At 61.7% G+C, this 21,626-nt stretch carries 17 protein-coding genes and 1 CRISPR repeat array; of the genes, 6 read left to right on the forward strand and 11 right to left on the reverse strand.

What is annotated here, in order from left to right:
• Positions 1-715 precede the first annotated feature (715 nt).
• Positions 716-1,381, forward strand: coding sequence for a hypothetical protein (locus tag KTAU_RS07125; protein WP_228026352.1), 666 nt, complete (start codon positions 716-718; stop codon positions 1,379-1,381).
• Positions 1,382-1,673: 292 nt separating this feature from the next.
• Positions 1,674-3,944: a Piwi domain-containing protein gene (locus tag KTAU_RS07130; protein ID WP_151727733.1), complete on the forward strand. Its 2,271-nt coding sequence runs from the start codon at positions 1,674-1,676 to the stop codon at positions 3,942-3,944.
• Between the two features lie 67 nt (positions 3,945-4,011).
• On the opposite strand, the gene KTAU_RS07135 is transcribed toward KTAU_RS07130, so the two are convergent.
• Together KTAU_RS07135 and KTAU_RS07140 are read right to left on the reverse strand one after the other, a co-directional pair.
• Positions 4,012-5,157 (reverse strand): WD40 repeat domain-containing protein, encoded by a 1,146-nt coding sequence (locus KTAU_RS07135; protein ID WP_151727734.1) that lies wholly within the window; start codon positions 5,155-5,157, stop codon positions 4,012-4,014.
• 100 nt (positions 5,158-5,257) lie between these two features.
• A complete protein-coding gene (locus tag KTAU_RS07140) occupies positions 5,258-6,454 on the reverse strand; it encodes a WD40 repeat domain-containing protein (protein ID WP_151727735.1) in 1,197 nt (398 codons plus the stop codon).
• 305 nt (positions 6,455-6,759) lie between these two features.
• Here KTAU_RS07140 and KTAU_RS07145 point away from each other — a divergent pair, with 305 nt between their 5' ends.
• Complete coding sequence (locus tag KTAU_RS07145) at positions 6,760-7,383, forward strand: cyclodeaminase/cyclohydrolase family protein (RefSeq protein WP_170293132.1); 624 nt, start codon at positions 6,760-6,762, stop codon at positions 7,381-7,383.
• Positions 7,380-8,273 (forward strand): bifunctional 5,10-methylenetetrahydrofolate dehydrogenase/5,10-methenyltetrahydrofolate cyclohydrolase, encoded by an 894-nt coding sequence (locus KTAU_RS07150; protein WP_151727737.1) that lies wholly within the window; start codon positions 7,380-7,382, stop codon positions 8,271-8,273. The genes KTAU_RS07145 and KTAU_RS07150 overlap by 4 nt, the downstream gene beginning before the upstream one ends.
• 87 nt (positions 8,274-8,360) lie before the next feature.
• On the opposite strand, the gene KTAU_RS07155 is transcribed toward KTAU_RS07150, so the two are convergent.
• Positions 8,361-8,762, reverse strand: a complete 402-nt coding sequence (locus tag KTAU_RS07155; protein WP_069803186.1) for a globin family protein — start codon at positions 8,760-8,762, stop codon at positions 8,361-8,363.
• A 563-nt stretch (positions 8,763-9,325) separates the two neighbouring features.
• On the opposite strand from KTAU_RS07155, the gene KTAU_RS07160 reads away from it, so the two are divergent.
• Positions 9,326-11,386 carry a hypothetical protein gene (locus KTAU_RS07160; RefSeq protein ID WP_151727738.1) on the forward strand — a complete coding sequence of 687 codons (2,061 nt, stop codon included), beginning with the start codon at positions 9,326-9,328 and terminating at the stop codon, positions 11,384-11,386.
• Between the two features lie 19 nt (positions 11,387-11,405).
• Positions 11,406-12,342: direct repeats of the CRISPR family, unit length 37 nt; unit sequence GTTTCAATCCCAGAGCGGGCTAAACAGGCATTCTGAC.
• Between the two features lie 294 nt (positions 12,343-12,636).
• On the opposite strand, the gene KTAU_RS07165 is transcribed toward KTAU_RS07160, so the two are convergent.
• Positions 12,637-12,810, reverse strand: a complete 174-nt coding sequence (locus tag KTAU_RS07165; protein WP_151728207.1) for a helix-turn-helix domain-containing protein — start codon at positions 12,808-12,810, stop codon at positions 12,637-12,639.
• A 301-nt stretch (positions 12,811-13,111) separates the two neighbouring features.
• Here KTAU_RS07165 and KTAU_RS07170 point away from each other — a divergent pair, with 301 nt between their 5' ends.
• Positions 13,112-13,780, forward strand: coding sequence for a type 1 glutamine amidotransferase domain-containing protein (locus KTAU_RS07170; RefSeq protein WP_228026353.1), 669 nt, complete (start codon positions 13,112-13,114; stop codon positions 13,778-13,780).
• Between the two features lie 94 nt (positions 13,781-13,874).
• Here the strand turns inward: KTAU_RS07170 and KTAU_RS07175 are convergent, their stop codons facing one another.
• The 7 genes from KTAU_RS07175 to KTAU_RS07205 form a co-directional block, all read right to left on the reverse strand.
• A complete protein-coding gene (locus KTAU_RS07175; RefSeq protein WP_151727739.1) occupies positions 13,875-14,375 on the reverse strand; it encodes a hypothetical protein in 501 nt (166 codons plus the stop codon).
• A gap of 88 nt (positions 14,376-14,463) precedes the next feature.
• A complete protein-coding gene (locus KTAU_RS07180) occupies positions 14,464-15,996 on the reverse strand; it encodes a hypothetical protein (protein ID WP_151727740.1) in 1,533 nt (510 codons plus the stop codon).
• A gap of 239 nt (positions 15,997-16,235) precedes the next feature.
• A complete protein-coding gene (locus KTAU_RS07185) occupies positions 16,236-17,081 on the reverse strand; it encodes a class I SAM-dependent methyltransferase (RefSeq protein WP_151727741.1) in 846 nt (281 codons plus the stop codon).
• Positions 17,082-17,149: 68 nt separating this feature from the next.
• The gene (locus KTAU_RS07190; RefSeq protein WP_151727742.1) at positions 17,150-17,608 is read right to left on the reverse strand and encodes an SRPBCC family protein; all 459 of its coding nucleotides are present in this window, start codon (positions 17,606-17,608) and stop codon (positions 17,150-17,152) included.
• Positions 17,609-17,617: 9 nt separating this feature from the next.
• The gene (locus KTAU_RS07195; protein ID WP_151727743.1) at positions 17,618-18,580 is read right to left on the reverse strand and encodes an XdhC family protein; all 963 of its coding nucleotides are present in this window, start codon (positions 18,578-18,580) and stop codon (positions 17,618-17,620) included.
• Between the two features lie 148 nt (positions 18,581-18,728).
• Positions 18,729-21,104 carry an aerobic carbon-monoxide dehydrogenase large subunit gene (locus KTAU_RS07200; RefSeq protein ID WP_151727744.1) on the reverse strand — a complete coding sequence of 792 codons (2,376 nt, stop codon included), beginning with the start codon at positions 21,102-21,104 and terminating at the stop codon, positions 18,729-18,731.
• A 2-nt stretch (positions 21,105-21,106) separates the two neighbouring features.
• Positions 21,107-21,625, reverse strand: coding sequence for a (2Fe-2S)-binding protein (locus tag KTAU_RS07205; protein ID WP_069803178.1), 519 nt, complete (start codon positions 21,623-21,625; stop codon positions 21,107-21,109).
• Position 21,626: the final 1 nt, after the last annotated feature.

Raw genomic sequence — 21,626 nt, forward strand, 5'->3', positions numbered from 1 at the left:
TGCTCCTCTCCCTCACCAGGGAGTAGAGGCGCTCCATACGAGATGGCTGCCTGTCTGATCGCTAATAGGCAGCCATCTCGTATGGAGCGCTTTTCTGTGGCAATGACTATTCTGCTTCCGAGGTCTCCCTTAGATTAGAGAGAGCAGCAGAGAAGTGTGTCTGGCAACGTTCTTTTTCATGGATTGGTCCAGATACTTGCACTATAGGGACCTCAGCATGCACTTGCACTATATGTCTGATGTCTGACCAGACTATTTATCTTTCATTGGCACTGAGATCGTTATGGAGGGTTCCCCGATGGAAGAAGCAGCCGAGAAGCCTGAGACAGCTCCACAGCCAGATTCACAACCTGACGCTTCTCTCACGCCAGGCGCATCTTCTCAGCCGCCAGTCCAGGCTTCCCCCTTACCAGCTTTATCCTCAGAGCACTCAGAGGGAAGGCAAGCAGCGGAGGCAATCGCGGCAGAGGTAAAGCCGTCTGAGGAGACAGAGACAGCAACACAGCAATGCTCAGCGGCAACAGACAGCGCACAGCGAAGTCCACAAGACAGGCAGGAGGAGCAATCAGGGCTGCCCCAGACAGCCCGCGCGACTGACCCTTACAGTGGAGAGGAGAGCCTTTCTTTCAACGAGGTCAGCGGACCCTATCCAGAACCACTATTCGTGCCCCCGCCGCCTTCAGCGCGCGAACCGAGAACGGTGCGTCTGAGCACCGTGCTTATCATTGGCACGCTCATCTTCCTCCTCTCAACCATGTCCGCCCTCCTCATCGCCTTATACGCGAGCGCGGGTGGCTTTGCCCCTCTCATCAAGCGCCTGAATGCCCCCAGCGTGGCCACAGCTACCGCCCTCACCCGACGTTTGAGCCGGCAGGCGACGTCTTCGTCTCCTACCACTGCCGTGCCCTCGGCCACGGTCGTGGCCGGCGCTCATCCCACAGCCACGGTGTCAGCGCAGTCAACCGTCATTGTGATCAGCCCCTCGCCGACGGCGACTGTGCCCTACAGCGGACCGACTGCTGACACCCTCCTGCGCGCCTTCATTGCCAACTCTCTCCCCATTGCCTGCTCTGCTGACGCCGGCTGCATCCGTCCGCTCTCCCCAAACTGGTGGCTGGCCTGCTGCGAGTTCTATCCCGCGCATGGCTCCTATCAATTCTACGACACCTCGGGCGCAGCACCCGGCTTCGGCACGGAGATGATCGTCGCCGTCTTCCAGACGGGAGCGCATGCCAAAACAGTGCTTGATCAGTTGATCAGCAGTCAGGCCTGGACGGCACCACAGTACGCCATCGTGAATAACTGTGCTCTCCTCACCGAGGACATCTATACTATCACCGATTGGAACGCCTATATCGCCATCATGCAGCAGCTTTGCTAAATGGCTGGCGCGGTCCCAGGGCACCCCATCTGGCAACTCCAGCAGGACGCTTGCCCTGAGACCGTGCCGAATAGCCGTCGGCTTGTTAGACCCCTATCTCTTGCCTGGCAGCCTCATCATTGTGGGAAGCTTTTCCGCCTTCAGCACCTTAAGAGAGAAAAGAGAAGGAAGGACGACAGCGATGCCCCTTTGATACATCCGCTGTCCCCAAAGCAGGCTCCGGCTGCGCTGCAGAAGCGCAGCTTTCTCTCATCAACCCAATAGAATGTATATCACAGGTATTTAGATTTTTATGAGCGAATTGATCACTGAAATCTTTCCTGTTAACAGGGAGGCTCTCCCTCCTCTTGCCGGTTACCTGCTGGACCTGACCACAGACGACGACCCGGCCAGGATTGGCGGGAGGCTTGCCTATGAACTGCGCCGCCGCACTGGAGGCCACTGGTTCTGGAGTCGCCCCAGCCGGCACCTGGTAGGCGACCAGCTCTACACTGTGGAGCAGCTGAAGCAGCTCTGTCGAGACCTCTGGTCCGCGCCGAACGGTGTTTTTGGTGGTCTGCGTACGATCCAGCTCGACGAGCAATGGCAGGCTGGGCCAGGCGAGCAGGCCGACTATGTAGCGCTTGGTCTGGCCGACGAACTGGCAGAGGAGTTAAAACAGGCGCTGCAGCCCTTTCACGAGGAACTGCCGCCGGCGCTTGAGATCTGGCGTCTCTATCACCTGCGCGGCTGGCTGGTCCAGGGGGAACCGGCCATCTCGCTCTCGGTCAGTTCACAGCCGGTGCTGAAGCAGAACCTGCGGTCATTCTGTCAAAGCTTTGCCTGGCAGACACTAGCCGAGCTAGAGGAACACCTTCGCGATTTGCGAGTAAAGGCCAAAGACGGAGACCTCTGCGGCTCCATTGTTCGCGTGACAGGGCAGCTCGCTACGGAGCGTCAGCGACTGCTCGCCCTGGCAACGCGCGAGAGTTCCAGAAGGCGTCTAGAGCAAGCCCAAGATGAGGAGGCCGTGGTCTTAGTAGAAACGGCGAGCGGCAAAGGGTACGAATATCCGCTGAGCGGGCTGCGCATCGTTGTGCAGCCAGGACATTATAAGCGCCTGGGCCTGGACGGCTGCCGGGTCCAGAGCCACCTGCACCTGGCTCCCGCCCAGCGAGCTGCGATGGTCCGCTCGCTGGCCCAACCTCTGCAGAAGCGCAGACTGCTTAAGTCGAGGGCCTATAGCACACAGAGAGCGCCGAGGCTCTTCCAGCGTGGTGCCGACCTGGGTTTTGTTCCCCGGCTCCGCGTCGGCCAGAATCATATCATTGAGGGCGAAAATGGGTTGATAGCAGATTTAGAGCAATATGGCTTTTACCGCCCCACGCCTCAACTCGCCTGTAAAGCAGCGCTGCGCATTGGTCTGATCCTCGCCGGTGATCTCCCGCAAGCTCATCTGAAAGCAGCGGCCCACACGCTGAAAGAGGCCTTCCAGAAATTTAGGGCTACCGTGCAATTCTCCCTGAAGCGGCTCCCCCATAACAGCAGGGAGGCGCTGGAGCAGGTCATTGCCACCCTTGAGAAGGAGCGAGCTGTCGATGCGCTGCTTGCTTTCTTGCCTGATCGGGAGGCACAGCCTTTGCAGCGAGAGGAAGCCAGCCGGAAGCCCTGGACCCTTTATCACCAGTTCAAGGCCATCACAGTTGGCAACGACATCCCCAGCCAGGTGGTCCTCTTCTCGACCCTGAAAGGGCTGGACTTTGCCGCGGCGAACATCGCTTTGGGTCTCTTGAGCAAGATGGGTGGCATCCCCTATGTGCTTGCCGAGCCGCTCCCCTACGCCGACGTGATCGTTGGCATCGATATTGCTCGACGCCTCAAAACGACGCTGCCGGGCAGCGTGAACTTAACAGCCCAGACGAGAATTTTCCAAAGCGATGGCCAGCTGCTTCAGTACCGGATCGCCGATGCTATCATTGATGGCGAGACCATTCCCACTGAAGTTTTGCAGCAGCTCTTTCCTCAGACGCTCTTCGCTGGCAAGCGGGTGCTGATCCAGCGCGATGGTCCCTATCGCGGACGCGAGAAACAGGATCTTCAGGAGTGGGCTCAACGCATTGGAGCGACGTTCTTGCTGGTCGAGGTCATTAAGCAGGGAGCTCCGCGGCTCTATGGCTTCCAACCGGCTTCAGGCCGAGCCGCCGCCACGAGAGCGGAGCGTGTCGCGGCTGCCGTGGCCCGATCCGGCAGCTATCGGCCATCGCCTTCTTCTCAGCAACTGGAGGACATTACCCTGCCCCCAAAGGGCAGCGCTATGCTCCTGAGCGACTACGAGGCCCTGCTTGTTTCAACGCTGCCCCCCTCGTCGGCGGCCACGCCGGAGCCGCTGCATATCCGTAGCGAACCGCCTTTCTCTATCAGGGAAGCCCTGCATTCGGTACTCGCCTTGACCTTACTGCACGCCGGCTCGCTCCGTCCTCCGCGCCTGCCGATCAGCATTCACTACAGCGATGAGTTGGGCGGGCTGGCGCTGGTTGGCATTCGCCCGAAGAGTGCCGAGGGCACCCGGCCTTTCTGGCTTTGAACCTGAGCCGGGCAGGGGTGTCCGCCCACGTTGACGAGCGCAGGAGAGGCAGGGACGCCGTGATCAGTCAGTGTCCCGGTGCCCCCCAGACCAGGACCATGCCATCCCTCGCTGCCGAGGCAATGCAGCGGCCATTCGGCGACCAGGCCACCGCCTGCACTAGATCGCGATGACCACCGTAGCTGAGGACCAGGCGGCGGCGCTCTACCTCCCACACCTGCACTTCTGTATTGTGGCCCACCATTGCCAGATAGCGGCTATCTGGCGACCAGGCCAGGCTGTGGGGAAAGATCAGGGTTGAGGCTTGCCCCATGCCAATCCCAAAGCTGCCGGCCAGGGAGAGCACTTCGCGCGCAGTGCTGACCTCGCGCACGATGATCTGCACTGGTCGTAGCTGATCTTCATAGGCCATCGGGTTCTGCTCTACCATGTAGGCCAGGCAGCGGCCATCTGGCGACCAGGCGGCGGCGATCGCCTGAGCCAGCTCGGGGAAGTAGTGCAGGGGTCGACCAGTGGCTGCTTCCCAGAACTGCACGGCGTGCGTGCGCCCCGCCGAGGCGATTGTTTTGCCATCCGGCGACCAGGCTACTATGTAGGAGGGCTGTCCTCCAGGTGGAGGATTTCTCGGGTAGGTCACCAGCACCTGACCACTCACAGCATCTCTGACGGTCACGCTGTAATCGCTAGCCAGAGCTACGCGCTTCCCATCTGGCGACCAGGCAAACATGTAGACGGTGGTGAACGCCGAGCCTGCCTCAAAGTCATAGAAGGCCAGCGTGTTGCCACTGGCCGGTTCCAAGACCTGCAGCGGGCCATATCGCCACCCCAGATAGCTCAGTTGCCCCGTGCCCGTAGAGAACCAGCTCAAGGCGTTGATACAGTCGAGTGTGTCATCCTGGTAAAGGAGCAGCGTCCGTCGGGTGGCAATATCGCAGATTCTCAGCTGCTCCCAGGTGCAGTAGGCCAACCGTTGGCTATCTGGCGACCAGACCACATCGGGAACGGGGGTTCCCCCTGGAGTGCGAAAGGTCGCCAGCGTCATCCCGGGAGGCACCGCTGTGGGCGTCGGCGCAACGGTCGCCGTTGCTCGCCCCCGGCTACTGCCAGTGGGCAGCTCCTGACACCCAATGAGCGTGGCGCTGACCCCCGCCCCTAGCACTGCCAGACCACTGAGGACACCGCGCCGTGAAAGGTGCATATCATTTGTGTTCATGGAATCACCCTCCCGTTATCATCAGCTCAGAGGCGCAAGCCATAGCTTCAATGGCTGGTTCATTGCAACCTCCGACTCGCTTGTCTCCCTCAAGGCGCCTTCAAGGGGCCTTCCAGACATGCACTTCGCCATCGCTGCTGGCTGAAGCCAGCCAGTCCCCCTGAGGAGACCAGGCCACGGCCAGGACAGGCGCGCGATGACCACGATAGGTCAGGGCCAGGCGTCGGCGCGCAATTTCCCAGACCTGCACCGTCGCCCCCTGACCAGCCGCGGCCAGCCAGCGGCTGGTTGGCGACCAGGCCAGACTGCGTAGCAGGAGAGGGATTCCAGCCAGCCCCGGGGGCACAGCAGGATAGACTGCCGGCTGCGAGAGCAGGAGCCGTCCACTGTCTACCTCGCGGACCACGAGCGTCAGCGACTGGGGCCGGTTCCAGGTCTGCAGCGAGACAGTGCCCGCCAGGTAGGCCAGGACCCGGCCATCCGGCGACCAGGCGGCAGCCAGAGCCTTGGTTTGTTCGGGAAAGTAATGCAGGGGTTGACCGGTGGCTGCCTCCCAGAACTGCACGGCGTGCGTGCGCCCCGCCGAGGCAATGGTCTTGCTGTCTGGCGACCAAGCCACTATGTAGGAGACATCTGTCGGATAGGAGGTACTCAGCCCCTTCGAGGAGAGGTCACCGCTCATGGCTTCCCAGGCAACCGTGCCGCCATCAGCGGCCATAGCTATGCTCTTCCGATCTGGCGACCAGGCCAGAGCATAGACCGGAAACGAGGTGTAATTCTCCACTCCACCTGCGATTACCAGACTCTCATCGATCCACCCCGTGGCCACGTTCCACATTACCAGGGAGACCGTCTTTACCTGTCTGCTCCCTTCCAGAGAGCTGAGGTGCTGGCCATCCGGCCCCCAGGCCAGAGCTGCCCAGCGAGCGTCACCGGGAAACGGCTGATAGACCGAGTGGATAGCACCAGAGGCCTCCCATAGATAGAGCAGACGCTCCCGTGGCAGATCACGCACAGGACTGGGAACAGCCAGGGCCGCTAGCAGACCACTGTCAGGCGCCCATTCCAGCCCGTAGGGTATAGCCGGCTTCTTGACGAAAGACATCTGATGACGTACCAGCAGCGTTCCAGGAGTGGGCGGGGAAACCGCCTCCATGACATGCCGTGACAGCAGAAGCGACTCCTGACTGGCGCTAGCTCGCACCTGCGGCGGCTGAGCCGTCAGTGTCAACACTTGCCGCAAGAGACTCCGTCGGGACAAACGCCCGACAGGCTGAGGAGCAAGGGGTGTATCCATGTTGCCACCTTTGATCTCTCCGTGCGTTTAAAAGTGGCCGGCTGAGGACTCGGGTATAAGGAGACCCCGTCCACCATCTGCTTCTAGAAGACGGTAGCACCCGCCAGGCATGCCCCGCTAGAGCTTAGCTCACACAGCGAGTGTGACTTAGCTCATACTTCAGACTCAGAGTGGCAACAGCCCTGGCAGCCTCAGCGGAGCACGCGCAGCATCAATAGTTCTGTGCTATAATGTCCCACAAAACGCCTGTCCCTCTGGGATACTGCAGACAACCAATAGCTACTGCTCTTTGCAAGGACATGTACATGTATCTAGATCAATCCTTACGGGAGTATCTTAATGACCTCTCTTCCTCTCAACCAACACCCGGGGGCGGCTCCGCTGCGGCGCTGAGTGGAGCGATGGGTGCGGCCCTTGCCAGCATGGTCACCCGACTCACTATTGGCAAGAGTGGTTACGCCGATGTACAGGATGAGATCGAAGACATTCTACAGAAGACAGAGGAATTGCGCGAGCGATTCCAGCAACTCATACAAGAGGATAGTGACGCCTACGAGCGACTGGCCATGAGTTTTCGGCTTCCCAAAGGGAACGCTGAAGAGAACGAGGCTCGCAGCCGCGTCATTCAGGTACGCCTCCATGAGGCGGCCCTGGTGCCCCTGGAGGTCGCCGAGCGGGCGGCGGAGCTGATGCGTTTCTGCGTGCGCCTGGCCCAGATTGGCAACAAGAACGTCCGCAGCGACATCGCTGCCGGGGCCGCCCTGGTGGTGAGCGCGGCCCAGGGCGCGGCCTGGATGGTGCGCGTCAATCTGCGCTCGCTCAGAAACCAGCAGTTGGTCGAGCAGCTGCAAGGGCGCCTGGAGACGGCCCTGCTGCAAGTGGAGACGGGCCATGCCGACGTGGTTCGCCTGGTAGGAGGGACCTTGTGAGCGCAACGATTCTCGACGGGCGCGCCCTCAGCAGCGAGATTCGGGGAGAGCTGCGGGACGAGGTCGCTCGCTTCCGTGAGCAGCAAGGATACCCGCCCGGTTTGGTGATTGTGCGCGTGGGCGGCGACGCAGCTTCCGGCGTTTACACTAAGGCTATCCTACGCCTGGCTGGCGAGATCGGCGTGCAGGCCCGTTTAGAGGAGCTGCCAGCGCTGACAAGCGCCGACGAGCTGCGCGCCCTGCTGCTTCAGCTCAATGAGGACCAGCGTACCCACGGCATCATCGTGCAAATGCCCTTGCCCGCCCATCTCTCGCAGAAGATGGTCGCCGATACGGTGGCACCAGCGAAAGATATCGATGGCATCAGTCCAGGTAGCGCCGGCAATCTCTTCCTGGGCCTCCCTAGCTTCCTGCCATCGACCGCCGCCGCCGTCATGGAGATTCTCGATCGCTACCGGATACCGCTAGCAGGCAAGCGCGTGGTGATACTGGGACGCAGCAATGTGGTGGGTAAGCCACTGGCCTTGATGCTGCTCCAGCGCAACGCTACGGTAAGCGTCTGCCATTCGCGTACGCGCGACCTGACCACGCTGACGCGCCAGGCCGATGTGCTGATCGCCGCTGTCGGACGCCCACGCCTGGTGACCGCCGAGATGGTGCGCCCGGGGGCGGTGGTCATCGATGTCGGGATCAATGCCTTGCCAGAAGGGGGGATCGTGGGCGATGTGGACTTTGAGGCGGTGCGCGAGGTGGCCGCAGCCATCACCCCAACGCCGGGCGGCGTCGGCCCGTTGACGAATGTGATGCTGCTCAAGCAGTGCGTCCGCGCCGCCTGGCTGGCCAACGGGCTGGCGGAGGAGAAGCCGGACCTTTCCGTGCCCCAGTCTTAGGGGAAAGACCCAGCAAGGTGGGGGGAGGGAGGGGCATCCGCACCCAGGAGGGCAAATAAGCAGTGCGATGCCCCCCCACGCAACGTGCTATGGTTCACCAGCAGCAATCATCTGGGAGCTGATGACCTCAAAAGCCTGTACCCAGGCATCTTGCATGGCCGGCGTGAAACGCGGCCCAAGAAAGTCGACAAAGGTGGCAATCAGGGCTTGCCCAACCAGGGGATAGTGCTCCGGTTGCACACCATAGCGATAATGGCGTTCACCCAGCTTGTGTAGCACCGGCACAAGGTTCTCCCCACGCTCAACGCCAGCGACCACGGCGGCGAGCGTGGCCATGAGAGCGCTTTCCTGGCGCCGCATGTCGGTGTTGGCAAAGAGCGGGCGCGTTTGCGGATAGGTCGCGAAAAGGCGTTCGTAGAACTGGCGCGCGAAAGCTTCTTTCTGAGGGGCAATCAGCCCAAAGCTTTCTTTGAGCAAGGGCGCATTCATGGCGCGTCGCCTCTCTTCCTTTCTTGTCTCTCTTGCTATCCGTCCTTCCTTCACCTCTCGCGCGGCAACAGGATCAGACAGCCCCAGATCGCTGGCGCCCTTGCTCGCCGATCCCGCTCGCTGCCCTGCCCTGCATCAGCCGCCAGGCTGGACGCTATTGTTAATTATGCCCAATCCGTTTCTCTGGTTATACAGTATCATTTTCTATTTCCCCCGTAAATGAGTAGAATAGCTAATTCTCACTTCAAATATTTATGCATTGTGCACAATATTCGGAGGCCCCGCCTGGACCGGCTCGCTCCCCTCATCAGCACCAGCCGCGCACGGCAACTATATAGACTAATGTCTATATGAAGATGTCCCGCCCTCTCAGCGGGACATCTTGCTTTCGCGCTGTCACTCAGCTATACTACTACTGACAAAAGGAGGTTGGGGCGCGTCCCCCGCGCCGGGTGAAGCAGCGTCTTCCTCCCCTATCCCCTGTGCTTGTTGTCCTGCTCCTTTCTTCTCCTCAGTAGCAGGCCCAGGCCAGAGACTCCCCCACCAAGCAGGAGCTTCCCCTCATGGTTCGTACTCTTCCCAATCCCCTGAGCGCCGCTCTCAACAGCCTTACGCGCCGCCCAGTCCTGACTCTCAACGTCGCCGACCATGTCCTCCACTACGCTCCTTACCAGACCCCGGGGACCCCTGAGAGCTGGCATGACGCCTGTCTCGCCAGCGATGGCAGCATCGTGCGTGTCCATCTGGCGCGCTCCAGCTCTTTTCTTACCGGGACATTCCAGGTTCAACGCATCACTGATCCTGCTCAGGCCAGCCAGTGGGCTACCAGCGCCTGGGTGACGCTACCGGGCGCGGCTGGCGTTATGAATCAGGACGGCAGTTGCGCTGTTGCCAACTGTGGGGGGCTGCTGCGGGCTTTCGCTCAGCGTGGCAGTGGCGGCAACCAGCTCTGGGTCTGGACCTCAGCCAACAATGGCCTGAGTTGGAGCGGCCCGACAACTGTGCTTTCTCCACCGGGCAACGCTCTGATCAAAGGTATTGCCTGCGCTGGCACCAACGATGTCTTTTTTCTCTACGATGTCGTTGGTGGCGAAGCCCTGGGTTGCTCTTTTTTCAACGGCACTGGCTGGTCCAGTCTGCAGAGCTGGTCGCTGCCACCGTTGGGAGCCGGTGGTGGACTGGCCAGCGCCTGCTCTGGCTCCCTCTACACGCTGATTTACTCAGATAATTACTCGCTGAGCACCTGCACCTTCAACGCCGCTAATGGGCAGTGGAGTTCTGGCGTGGCGATCGCCCCGGCTACGACTACCGCTATTATGCGCCTGGCTCCGCGCCTCTCCTTCGCGGATGGTCTCTACACTCTGAGCTGCGTCGAGGCCGACAGCGGCAACCTGACCGGCTCAGTCTACAGCTACCCACGACTGCGCCAGTCGCTGGACCTGGTCCACTGGTCAAATGGGACTATTCTGCACATGCTGTCCTGTACCTATGGGGCCGTCGTGTTGCCCGTCGCCAGTCCCGCCAGTGGAAACGCAGGTCCGCGCTCCTACGTCCTGACGATGCCAACGATCGCCAGCGCCCCCCTCTTCCAGAGCACTAACCCTCAGCAGTCTCTCGATCTCTCGCCCGCTGTGCTGGCCTATCGGCGCCTGGAGCGCCCAGGCCGTCCCGCTCGCTTAGAGGTGCTGCTGGACAACAGCGGTGGCAGCTATAACGCGCTGGTCAGCAGCGCTGGTAGCTACCGTCCACTCGGCCCGGGAGCCACGCTGACCCTGAGCGAAGGCTACTACGCAGGTACGCCGCCTTCTCCGACGCAGATCAAGACTGGCAGCTATGTCCTGAGTCAGCTCCACTTTCTGCGCTCTCCCCAGGAGCATCGCCTCTTGCTCGTCGCCAACGATCGCACGCGCCAGCTCGATCTGCTCGCCCGCTACCAGAACAGCTACAATGGCCAGACGCTGGCCTTTCTGATTAGCGAGGTCTGCGCCCGGGCTGGCCTCTTTACCATCGCTCTTCCCGCTACCGACCAGCTGAGCCAGACTATTCCCTCTTTTGTCATCCAGGCAGGCCAGCCTTACCGCGCGGCCCTCGACGAGCTGTGCAATACATACGGGCTGGTCTACTTCCTCGACCAGGATGAGGTCCTGCGCTTCCGCGAGCTGAGTAGCGGCGAGACCCCTGTCTGGTCCTACCAGCCCGAGATCGAGCTGCTCAGTATCGGCAGTAGCGACGAGCGCGCCAACCATATCATCGTCAGTGGCAGGCCACCGGCCAGTGGTTCGCCTCAAGCTTTGACGACCGCCGAGGCCTACGACGATCTCCATGTACAGCAGGTGGGCTGCGAGCGCCTGCGCTACCACATTGACCACAAGCTGACCACTACCAGCCAATGCGCTCAGAAGGCGGCCTTCTTGCTGGCTCAGGAGCAGCGCGCCGCCAGTCGCCACCGCATCACTGTGCCGCTGAATCCAGCGCTACAGCTCTTCGATGCAGTGACGCTGATCGATAGCCTGGCACCTACGGGCAGCGGCCAGAATCTGACCTGTCGCATCAGCGGCCTGACGGTCCGCTACGCCGCTCAGCAGGGTCTGGCAGAGATGCAGCTTGAGCTGGAAGGTCTTTAGCGTTTCAATTTTCAATCCCCTTTCAATCTCAGAGCGGGCTAAACAGGCATTCTGACTCGACCTGGCACAGGCGCCGACGCAGCTCCTCAAGTTTCAATCCCAGAGCGGGCTAAACAGGCATTCTGACCGGTGTCATCCGGCTGACAGAGACAGAACCACCACTTAGGTTTCAATCCCAGAGCGGGCTAAACAGGCATTCTGACGGCAAGGTGGGGGGGACGAGCCAATGTCTGGACAGAGGCGTTTCAATCCCAGAGCGGGCTAAACAGGCATTCTGACCATTCTTAGGATCAGCCCCTCTTTCATTCCAGGCAGGGTTTCAATCCCAGAGCGGGCTAAACAGGCATTCTGACCCGGTTTCCTCCATCCCTTTTCTTCTGGAAGAAGGAGTTTCCGTTTCAATCCCAGAGCGGGCTAAACAGGCATTCTGACCTGCCTGGTGCTCGCTCTCTCAGCGCTGGCTTTACGTCGAGTTTCAATCCCAGAGCGGGCTAAACAGGCATTCTGACGCAAGACCTGGCCTGGCCAGGAGGTGAACCCAGGTTTCAATCCCAGAGCGGGCTAAACAGGCATTCTGACTCGAGAGCAATCACCTGAGTACCATGAGACGCTTCGAGTTTCAATCCCAGAGCGGGCTAAACAGGCATTCTGACTGACCAGGCTTTCTTGATGCAGTTGGACCCCTTGCCGTTTCAATCCCAGAGCGGGCTAAACAGGCATTCTGACCTTCATGTTGATGCTTTGGCGCCCGGCATTGTAACCGGTGGTTTCAATCCCAGAGCGGGCTAAACAGGCATTCTGACACCGACGCGCGAGGAGATTCGCGCGCGGATGGTAGGTTTCAATCCCAGAGCGGGCTAAACAGGCATTCTGACTCACGCCACACGAGAAAAAAGTGTGGCGTAGACTTCATATAAAGGTTTCAATCCCAGAGCGGGCTAAACAGGCATTCTGACGGTACCCTTCCTAAAATAGCATTGCAGGCGGCCTCAGTCAAGCCTTTTCGAGCATCCCAAAAAAACGGTCATCAGTGACCGCTTTTATGCGGTCATGATGCCAGCCACTCTGGCCCTGGCACGGCCTGGGGAGCCATTCGAGGATCGCTGCATGAAAACCCGGGCACTGCGATCCTCGAAGCGAACAGCGTGAGATGCATAGGAGGTATTTATATATTGATCTACTGTGAGAGTACTATCGATGGCAAGAAGAAAGTATGAACCAGATCCGATACAGAAGTGAGTTCAGGAGCATCAGGAGCTGTTCTTGAAAGTATTCGCGCGGCACTCCACAGCGTAGCAAGGGCGGTCGCTCCTGGCCTGCACAATCTGGTTGTAAAGTTCCTTGTTGCCGCGGTGCCGCAGAAAGAGCGGCTCACCCACGGTGGCCTCCAGCGCCGCCAGTTGCTGGGTCACCGCAGGCTGCATCAGCAAGAGGGCCTACGCCACCCCGAAGACAGCTCCGGCGCGGTAGATGGCAGCAAAGCAAAGCAGCGGTACCACTCCAGATTAATCATAAACTTATTTATATATATCATCAGAAAGACTATTTGCTTTATAGCCGGGCCACGATATAGAATGTCAGCGGAGCGGCACGCCAAAGCACCGAAGAGGAGACGCAGCGTTTCCAGCAAATGGGCGCCGCTCAATCGTGGTAAGATGCATCTCTCTCTGTGCAGAGCACAGCTTGCCTTACTAGCCGAGACCCGAAGAAAGGAGTGAGTTCTCTGTGGCTCAACCGCGTCGTATTCTGATGGTAGTGACGGGTCACGATCGCATTGACGACGAGCACCGGACCGGGATCTGGTTTGAGGAATTCGCGGTTCCCTATCAGGCTTTCAAAGAGCAAGGCTGGCAGATCACAGTCGCCAGCCCGCGCGGTGGCAGCGTGCCCGTTGACCCGCGCAGCGAACCCAAGGAGGAAGAGGCCCAGAAGTACGCCGAGGCCCGGGCCCAGCTGCAGAATACGCGGCCCCTGGCTGGGCTGAATGCCGCCGATTACGACGCCATCTTCCTGCCTGGCGGGCATGGCGTGATGTTCGATCTGGCCGAAGATACGACTCTGCACCGTCTGCTTGGCGACTTCGAGGGTCAGGGCAAGGTCATCGCCGCTGTCTGCCACGGTCCAGCGGGCCTGGTCGGGGCCCGGCGTGCTGATGGCCAGCCACTGGTGGCGGGTAAGACCATCACGGCCTTCACCGACGAGGAGGAGCGCGCCACCGGGCTGGATAAGTTTATGCCCTTCCTGCTGGAGACGCGCCTGCGCGAGTTGGGGGCCAATTTCGTGACCCGCCCCAATTGGTCCGACCACGTGGAGCGCGATGGGCTGCTGATCACGGGCCAGAACCCACAATCGAGCGCCAGCATCGCGCGTGCTGTGATCGAGGCCCTGAGCTAGGCTATACCAGGCTACAGGACCCAGTGGGCGCCCGGCTCTTCATTCGAGCGAGTCGGGGCGCCCTTTTCTTCGTCGTCATTCTTCCTGATCTCGCTCAGGCTTTGCCTGCCCGTCGGCGGCGCTGCTCGGCCATCCTGCGCCGATGCTCCAGACGGCGACGACGGCGCTCCCGGCGCCGGGCCGCTTCCAGCTCTGGATCGCTCTCCACCGTCTCCAACGCCTGACTGCCGCTCCTCGCCTGATCACCACCGGAGGCCACAGCAGCCTCTCCCACACCCTGGCGGGGTACCGCCCGTCCCCGCGTGGCCATACGCACCACCATCACGGCCAGGACCAGGGAGATGATGAGTAAGGCAAAAGAGGCCCCGAACAGATAGGGCGTTACCGAGGAGGGCAGCAGCGTCGTTCTGGCCAGAGCGCTGATGAAGAAGACCAGCGCCAGCAGCAGGTACTCGCTGCCCGTGAGAATATTGACCTGCTGCAGGGGGCGCATCCCTGGCTGGGCGCGTAAGCGGCGACGCCCAACCACCAGGTTATACCCCCCCAGAGCCACAAAGAAGAGGCCAAAGATGACAAGAATACGTGGATCATTCATAAGTATACATACTCACTCATCACTCAATGAGAGTAAGAGTAATCGCTGCCTGGTCAATTGCGCAAGCCCGGTGGGGCGAAGACCAGCGTCACGACCGGCCTGTCCGGCTGGCATGTGCACGCTCATACTGCCAGCGCAAGGCCAGTGCCAGGAGCAGAGAGAGCAGCGGCCCCGTCACGAGATTCAGACTGAACGTGAGCGGATCAAGAATGCGCAGCGTACGGAGTGGCAGCGCGATATCGGCATGGGGAATCTGCAACAGGCCCGCCAGACCTTGAAAGATCCAGAGATCAGGAGCCAGCACCAGCGCCAGGCCCAGCAAGGCCGCCAAGAGCAGGTAGGATGGCCAGCCTGGCAGCGCCGGCTCTCCTCCAGAGGCAGCAGCCGTTCCAGTCGTCTCCTGACCATAGGTGGTCAGGAGGAGCAAGGCCAGAGCGGCACCATTCAAGACCACTGGCTCCAGGGCCAGGACATCGAACATGGTCCCATTGCCGAGGAAGAGCGGGATGCGCCACAAGAGCGAGAAAATAATCAGGGCGGCGTCGGGCCGGCTCAGGTCGATATGAATAGGCACCTGCCAGGGCAAGAGCGCCGACAACAGGCGCAGCGTTGGGAAAGGACCGGGCGCAAACTGATAGAGGACAAACATGGCATCGTAGGCCGCTGCGAAGAGGTAGCCCACTACCGTCGGCAGGAGCGCCAGGAACAGAACGGCGATCGCATAGCTCAGCAACGGACGGCGAGTCGGCCTTGAATCCGCCATCGTCTCGCCAGCATCCGCAGCCTCCTCCGCTTCTCCCGCCTGCTCTCCCTCTGCTTCGTCCTCCCCATCCTGCCCGTCGACGATTCGAGCCGCTGCCTGAGCGGTCTCAGAGGAAGCGCTCATCGTTTCCCGGGCTGGCACTTCTATTGCGCCCTCCTCAGTTCTGAGCGAAACCGCCAGCGCCGACTCCCCGGAACCTGCTCCTCCTTCTTCCTCTTCCGAGGTCTCTCCTTCTTCAGCCTGAGCAAAAACCTGGTCTTGCCTCACCTTCGCGGCAGCCTCCGAGCGGGCCGGTAGTGGCCGTAAGGGGCCGAAGGCCAAATGGCCGAGCGCGGCCCCGACGACACTCAGCACCAGCGCAAAGAGGGCCACCAGGCCCCAGGTACTCAAAAAGGCCAGGCGCAGCTCGGCCTGAGCCAAGAGCGTCGACAGCACCGAGGGATAAGTCAGGGCGGCCCCCAGATGACACAGAGCCAGAATAGCGCCGGCTAGGGCCGCCTCCAGCAGGCCGGGACGCTGCAAGGTGCGCAGCTTACGAATGGCCGTCACCAATAGGCCACAGCCGGGAGCAGCCAGCACCGCTACAGGCACCAGCGCCGTTGAGGGCTGGACATTCAAGCGGGCGATAATAGCGAAGAGCAGGCCCACTACGGTCACCACCTCCACCGCCAGCCAGTCGGGTCCACTTTTTGCCCGAGGCTGGCTCTTCCCTTCAACGGGAGCAGTTTCCGGCGTGGCCGTCGCAGCCGTCTCGCCTGCCTGTTGCTCCGCCGGCTCAGAAGCAGCAGGCTTCTCCTCAGCGCCTTCCTGGGCCTGGGGAGCGGCAGCAGTGCGCTCAGAATGTTCGGATTCTTGCATGCAGACGCTCAGCTCCTCATGGACAATCTGCCAGGATAGTAGCACATTGGGGGCAGGGCGACAAGGGTCAGACTACAAAGAAGCCAGTCAGTTGGTCAGGAGACGGTTACAGCAGTAACGCGAGAGGAGGATGAGGAGAAGCCGGCCAACCAGCCCACGAGCAGGTTTGCCGGACGGAACGAGCGAGCCAGCAGCGTGGCCAAAGAGGGCAGCCAGCGCGCCCTCCTGGCCAGCACCACTCAGGGGTCTGCTCTCTCCGCCCCGGGGAACCAGATAACGGCGCTCACCATCTCACCGCCTGGGACCACCAGCTCATCGTTGTCAGGAACCAGCCAGTTTGCCAGGAAGCTGCGCAATTCGCGGCGCGTCGCCTCATCGTCAGGCAGAAGTTGCTGCTCAAGCATCTCCTCCACAGCATCATCAAGCGAGGAATAGCGCAGCGAGATCGGCGTCTTCACAATTTCCACATTGGCATAGATGCCCATCTCAAAGAGGACATCCAGCAAGTGGATATAGGCCGGAGAGCGGGCCCGCTCCGTGTTATGAAAATGGCGCCAGACGGGAGCCGTAAAGTCATCGAAGTGGGTAGCGCGCATGTAAATATAGCACGTTCTCCGGGCCGCAGCGCGCAGCTTTTCGACGAAGGGGACCACCTCGCGGATCGGATAGAGCACATGACTGCAGAGCACCAGATCGGCGCGCAGATCGGCAGGAGCCGCCTCCCAGGTCGACTGAATCGGCACGATGTTATTGACTCCGCGCTCCCCCGCCTCCTGACGCAGATAGCTCAGCATAGTGGCATTGGGTTCGACCGCGTAGACCACCCGTACCAGCGGCGCCACAGCCAGAGCGAAGCGGCCCGTTCCGGCTCCCACGTCCAGGACGCTCAGCGACGGCTCCAGCTCCTGGCGCACGCGCTGAAAAAATGGATCACTCGCAGCACGCTCGCGCGTGCTGCGATGGAAGAAGCGCGCGCGCCGGTCCCAATAACCGGCACTGGAGCGCCCCAGGCGGGCATAGATCGCTTCCATCTGCTGTGCGCGCGCATCATGAATAGCGTACCAACGCTCAATTGCGCTCTCCATAGCCCCCCTCTCTGCTCAACTATCATCCCCAGCCAGAGCCAGGCGCGACCCTGGGGCGCGGGGCCTCCCTAGCTCTGCGAAGTCCCGCCTGGCTCCAGCTTTGCCTTCAAACAGGCAAAGAATTGGCCAGTCAGCTTCTCCGCGGTCCCTTGCAAGAGGCGCGCCCCCACGCTGGCGATCGTTCCACTGACAATCACTTTGGCCTCCCAGTCCATGCGCGTCTGATTGCTATCGACCGCCGTCAGGTGCATATCGCCCGAGAGTTCCACGGCGCTCCCCGGCGCCTTCCCCCGCGCCTTCACCACCATGTGATCCGGCTCATGCATCTCGGGCCGCGTTACATCCAGCGTAAACCTGGCCTTCACGGCCCCAATGCCGACGCTGACCACGGCCTTCCAGTGCTCCTCTCCGAGCACTTCGAGACTCTGAAAGCCGGGAGCGCATTCAGCGACTTTGTTGACATCCAGCAGGAAGGCCCAGACCTTATCGATCGGGGCGGCGATGGTCTGCGAACCAGAGAAATCCATAGCGACCTGTCACCTTTCGTGTGTTGCGTGTGCCTTGGGCGCAAGATAGCGCTGCGGATCGCTTTCGAAGAGCCGCCTGCAAGCGGGGCAGCAGAAATAGAAGGTCTGCCCTTGATAGGTGCTGCGCTGCCTGGCGGCGGCTACTTCTACTATCATACCACAGACCGGATCAATGGCGGTCGCAGACGACGCCTCGACAGCGGTAGGCGACGCTGCTGCGGCTGGCACCTGGGCGGATTGGCGCCGGCGCACCTGAACCAGCTCGGCCAGGATACTGGCAGCAATCTCTTCGGGTGTGACCGCCCCCAGATCAAGACCAGCGGGCGCCCGCAGGCGAGCAATGACGTGTTCCTCCAGGCCGGCCTCGCGCAGGTACTGGCGACAGGCCTCGGCCCGCCGGCGGCTGCCAACCATGCCTACATACCAGGCGGGACTGCGTAGGGCGCGGGCAACGGCCTCGTCGTCGTATTCGCCATGTGTGGCCACCAGGACAGCGCTGCGCTCGTCGGGCTGCATGCTGACCAGGCCGCCCTCGTCGATCTGGACAACGCCAAAGTCGAGGACGGGCGCCAGGCGCGCGAGAGCCGCTACGACCGGAGAGGCACCAATCAGGAAGAGACGCGGCGGCGGTAGATGTGGCTCCATATAAATGTCTAGAATTCCTCCGCTGCTACAGGTCATGGGGAAGACGCGCACTCCAGAACCGGTGCGCGTAAGACCAGCTTCCGGCGCTCCCAGGCGCAGGAGATAGGGGTCGCCCCCTTCGTGGAGGAGACGCAAGGCCTCGCGCACGACCACCGGCTGGGCACAGCTACCGCCGATCCAGCCGCTGATGCTGCCATCGGCCTGGATCAAGGCCCGCGCCCCTGGCTTGGCCGAAGTGGGCCGCTCGCACCAGACCACGGTCGCCAGGACAAAGGGCTTGCGCGCCTGCTCCAGACGCTGAGCCAGCTTGAGCACATTCTCAGGCATACCGTTTCCCTCCGGGCAGCCAGCACCGGCGACCGGCTGCGCCAGGCGGCAAGCAGCATCTATCTATCTGCCTGCTTGTCTGCGCCTGGCTCCGGCCTCCGGTCTGGCGGCTGCCATCATCCACCTGGTTGGGTTGCTGAGGGCCACACTACGCTGTGGCAAGCCCTTTCTCTTTGAGAATGGCCCAGACCTTCCACGGGGTGATGGGAATGTCGATGTGGCGTACACCAACGTGCGCCAGGGCATCGACCACCGCATTGGCGATGGCCTGGGGAGCACCCACCGTCGGCGACTCGCCCACGCCCTTGGCCCCAATGGGATGGTGCGGCGAGGGCGTCACTGTACGCGCCGTCTCCCAGCGCGGGGTTTCCATCGCCGTCGGAATCAGGTAATCCTGGAAGTTGCTTCCCAGGACATTGCCATCCTCATCGTAGGCCAGCTGCTCGTAGAGGGCCGGCGCCAGCCCCTGAGTCAGGCCACCGTGGATCTGGCCTTCGACGATCATCGGGTTGATAACCGTGCCGCAGTCGTCGACGGCCAGGAAGCGGCGAATGTGCACCTCGCCAGTGCCACGGTCGATGTCGACAACGCAGATGTAGCTGCCAAAGGGATAGGTCAGATTGGGCGGATCGTAGTAGTTGACGGCCTCCAGGCCCGGCTCCAGATAGGGCGGGCAGTTGGTGTAAGCGGCAAAGGCGATCTCCTGGATGGTCTTCCCTTTGCTCGGGCTGCCGCGCACATAGAAGCGGCCCGGCTCCCATTCGAGGTCTTCTTCGCCTACTTCGAGCAGATAGGCCGCGATCTTGCGCGCCTTGTCGCGGATCTTGCGCGCGGCCACGGCGGTGGCGGCCCCGCCGACGGGAGTGCTGCGACTGGCGTAGGTACCCAGGCCGTAAGGGGCGGTATCGGTGTCGCCATGCTCGACGTCGACGTCGTCGGGCGAGATACCCAGCTCGGCGGCGATGATTTGGGCAAAGGTCGTCTCGTGGCCCTGGCCCTGGGTCTGGACTCCGATGCGGGCCAGCACTTTGCCGGTGGGATGGACACGGATCTCGCAGCTATCGAACATCTGGATACCGGCGATGTCGAAGTGCTTGCCGGGACCAGCCCCGACGATTTCGGTGAAGGAGGAGATGCCAATGCCCATCAGCTCGCCGCGCGCTCGCTTCTCGGCCTGTTCGCGGCGCAGCTCCTCGTAGCCGATCTTCTCCATCGCCAGGCGCAGGGCACGTTCATAGTTGCCGCTGTCGTAGGTCCAGCCCAGGGCCGAGCGGTAGGGAAAGGCTTCGGGCTTGATGAAGTTCTGCAGGCGGATCTCCGCGGGATCTTTGCCCACCTCACGCGCCAGCGTGTCCATCATGCGCTCGATGAGATAGGAGGCTTCCGTGACGCGGAACGAGCAGCGGTAGGCGATGCCGCCAGGTGCCTTGTTAGTGTGCACGGCGTCGACGGCAACGTGGGCATGCTTGAAGTCGTAGGAACCGGTGCAGATGTGGAAGAGGCCAGCGGGGAACTTGGTCGGCTGGGCCGCCGCATCAAAGGCGCCGTGGTCGGCCAGGGTGTAGACACGCAGCGCCTTGACGGTGCCCTCTTTGTCAGCGGCGATCTCCGCGTGGATGTGGTAGTCGCGCGCAAAGCCGGTGCTGGTCAGGTTTTCGGTGCGGTCCTCGATCCATTTGACCGGCCTGCCAGTCTTGAGGGCTGCGACGACAGCGCAGACGTAGCCGGGATAGATGGGGACCTTGTTGCCGAAGCCACCACCGACGTCGGGCGAGATGACACGGATGCGGTGCTCAGGCAGGCCGGAGACGATGGCGAAGAGCGTGCGATGGGCATGCGGAGCCTGCGAGGTCATCCAGACGGTCAGCTTGCCGGTGGCCGCGTTGTAATCAGCCACACAGCCACAGGTCTCGATGGGAGCCGGGTGGATACGCGGGACGTACATGTCCTGACGCACGACAACGCCGTTCTGCTCGGCCTCGGCAAAGGCGGCATCGGTGGCGGCGCGATCGCCGGTCTCCCAGTGGTAGATCTGGTTGGTCGGCTGGCGATCCTTCTTGTCGGGCCGCAGCAGTGGAGCGTCGGGCGCCAGCGCTTTGTGAGGATCGACGACGACGGGCAGGGGATCGTAGTCGACTTCAACCGCGGCAGCGCCATCGGCGGCGGCGTAGCGGCTCTCGGCTACAACAAAGGCGACTTCCTGCATCTGGTAGAGGACGCGATCGACGGCCAGCACGGCCTCGCTATCGCCGGAGAGCGTCGGCATCCAGGCCAGGCCGGCGGCCTCCAGGTCCTTGCCAGTAATGACGGCGACAACGCCCGGCACCTGCAGGGCCTTGCTGATGTCGATGCTCTTGATCAGGGCATGGGCGTAGGGACTGCGCACAATGTCGGCATAGAGCATGCCCGGGAGCTGGATATCGTCGACGTAATTGCCCTTGCCGCGAATGAAGCGCGCATCTTCCTTGCGCTTGTAGGGTTCTCCCAGGCCGTGGACGTGTGGGCCTGCACTGGTGGTGGTCATGGCTATTCACCTCCGCCGCCGCTGCCGGCGGGTACCTGCTCGGGTTGCGGCTCGCGCAGCTTTTGCGCGGCGTACTGGATGGCCTTGACAATATTGACGTAGCCCGTGCAGCGACAGAGATTGCCCGAGATGCCTTCGCGGATCTCTTGCTCGCTGGGATCGGGATTGCGCTTGAGCAGAGCCAGGGCGGCCATCATCATGCCCGGCGTGCAGTAGCCGCACTGCAAGGCGTGCTCGACGTGGAAGCCTTCCTGGAGCGGGTGGAGCTTGCCGTTTTGCTCCAGGCCCTCGACGGTCAGCAGCTCGCGCCCATCGGCCTGCACGGCCAGCATGGTGCAGGATTTGACCGCCTTGCCATCGACCAGGATGGTACAGGCGCCGCAGGAGGAGGTGTCACAACCAATGTGAGTGCCGGTGAGGCGCAGGCTGTCGCGCAGCCAGTGAACCAGCAGGGTACGCGCCTCAACGTCGCCTTCGTAGAGCTTGCCGTTGATGGTGACGCGAATGTGGTGGATGCTCATG

This window comes from Thermogemmatispora aurantia (assembly GCF_008974285.1).
GTDB classification, from domain to species: Bacteria; Chloroflexota; Ktedonobacteria; order Ktedonobacterales; family Ktedonobacteraceae; genus Thermogemmatispora; species Thermogemmatispora aurantia.

Bases quoted from the DNA above. Each gene is read 5' to 3' on its own strand.
- KTAU_RS07130 (WP_151727733.1), top strand. From the start codon at position 1,674: ATGAGCGAATTGATCACTGAAATCTTTCCTGTTAACAGGGAGGCTCTC.
- KTAU_RS07135 (WP_151727734.1), bottom strand. From the start codon at position 5,157: ATGAACACAAATGATATGCACCTTTCACGGCGCGGTGTCCTCAGTGGT.
- KTAU_RS07140 (WP_151727735.1), bottom strand. From the start codon at position 6,454: ATGGATACACCCCTTGCTCCTCAGCCTGTCGGGCGTTTGTCCCGACGG.
- KTAU_RS07145 (WP_170293132.1), top strand. From the start codon at position 6,760: ATGTATCTAGATCAATCCTTACGGGAGTATCTTAATGACCTCTCTTCC.
- KTAU_RS07155 (WP_069803186.1), bottom strand. From the start codon at position 8,762: ATGAATGCGCCCTTGCTCAAAGAAAGCTTTGGGCTGATTGCCCCTCAG.
- KTAU_RS07160 (WP_151727738.1), top strand. From the start codon at position 9,326: ATGGTTCGTACTCTTCCCAATCCCCTGAGCGCCGCTCTCAACAGCCTT.
- KTAU_RS07165 (WP_151728207.1), bottom strand. From the start codon at position 12,810: ATGCAGCCTGCGGTGACCCAGCAACTGGCGGCGCTGGAGGCCACCGTG.
- KTAU_RS07175 (WP_151727739.1), bottom strand. From the start codon at position 14,375: ATGAATGATCCACGTATTCTTGTCATCTTTGGCCTCTTCTTTGTGGCT.
- KTAU_RS07180 (WP_151727740.1), bottom strand. From the start codon at position 15,996: ATGCAAGAATCCGAACATTCTGAGCGCACTGCTGCCGCTCCCCAGGCC.
- KTAU_RS07185 (WP_151727741.1), bottom strand. From the start codon at position 17,081: ATGGAGAGCGCAATTGAGCGTTGGTACGCTATTCATGATGCGCGCGCA.
- KTAU_RS07190 (WP_151727742.1), bottom strand. From the start codon at position 17,608: ATGGATTTCTCTGGTTCGCAGACCATCGCCGCCCCGATCGATAAGGTC.
- KTAU_RS07195 (WP_151727743.1), bottom strand. From the start codon at position 18,580: ATGCCTGAGAATGTGCTCAAGCTGGCTCAGCGTCTGGAGCAGGCGCGC.
- KTAU_RS07200 (WP_151727744.1), bottom strand. From the start codon at position 21,104: ATGACCACCACCAGTGCAGGCCCACACGTCCACGGCCTGGGAGAACCC.
- KTAU_RS07205 (WP_069803178.1), bottom strand. From the start codon at position 21,625: ATGAGCATCCACCACATTCGCGTCACCATCAACGGCAAGCTCTACGAA.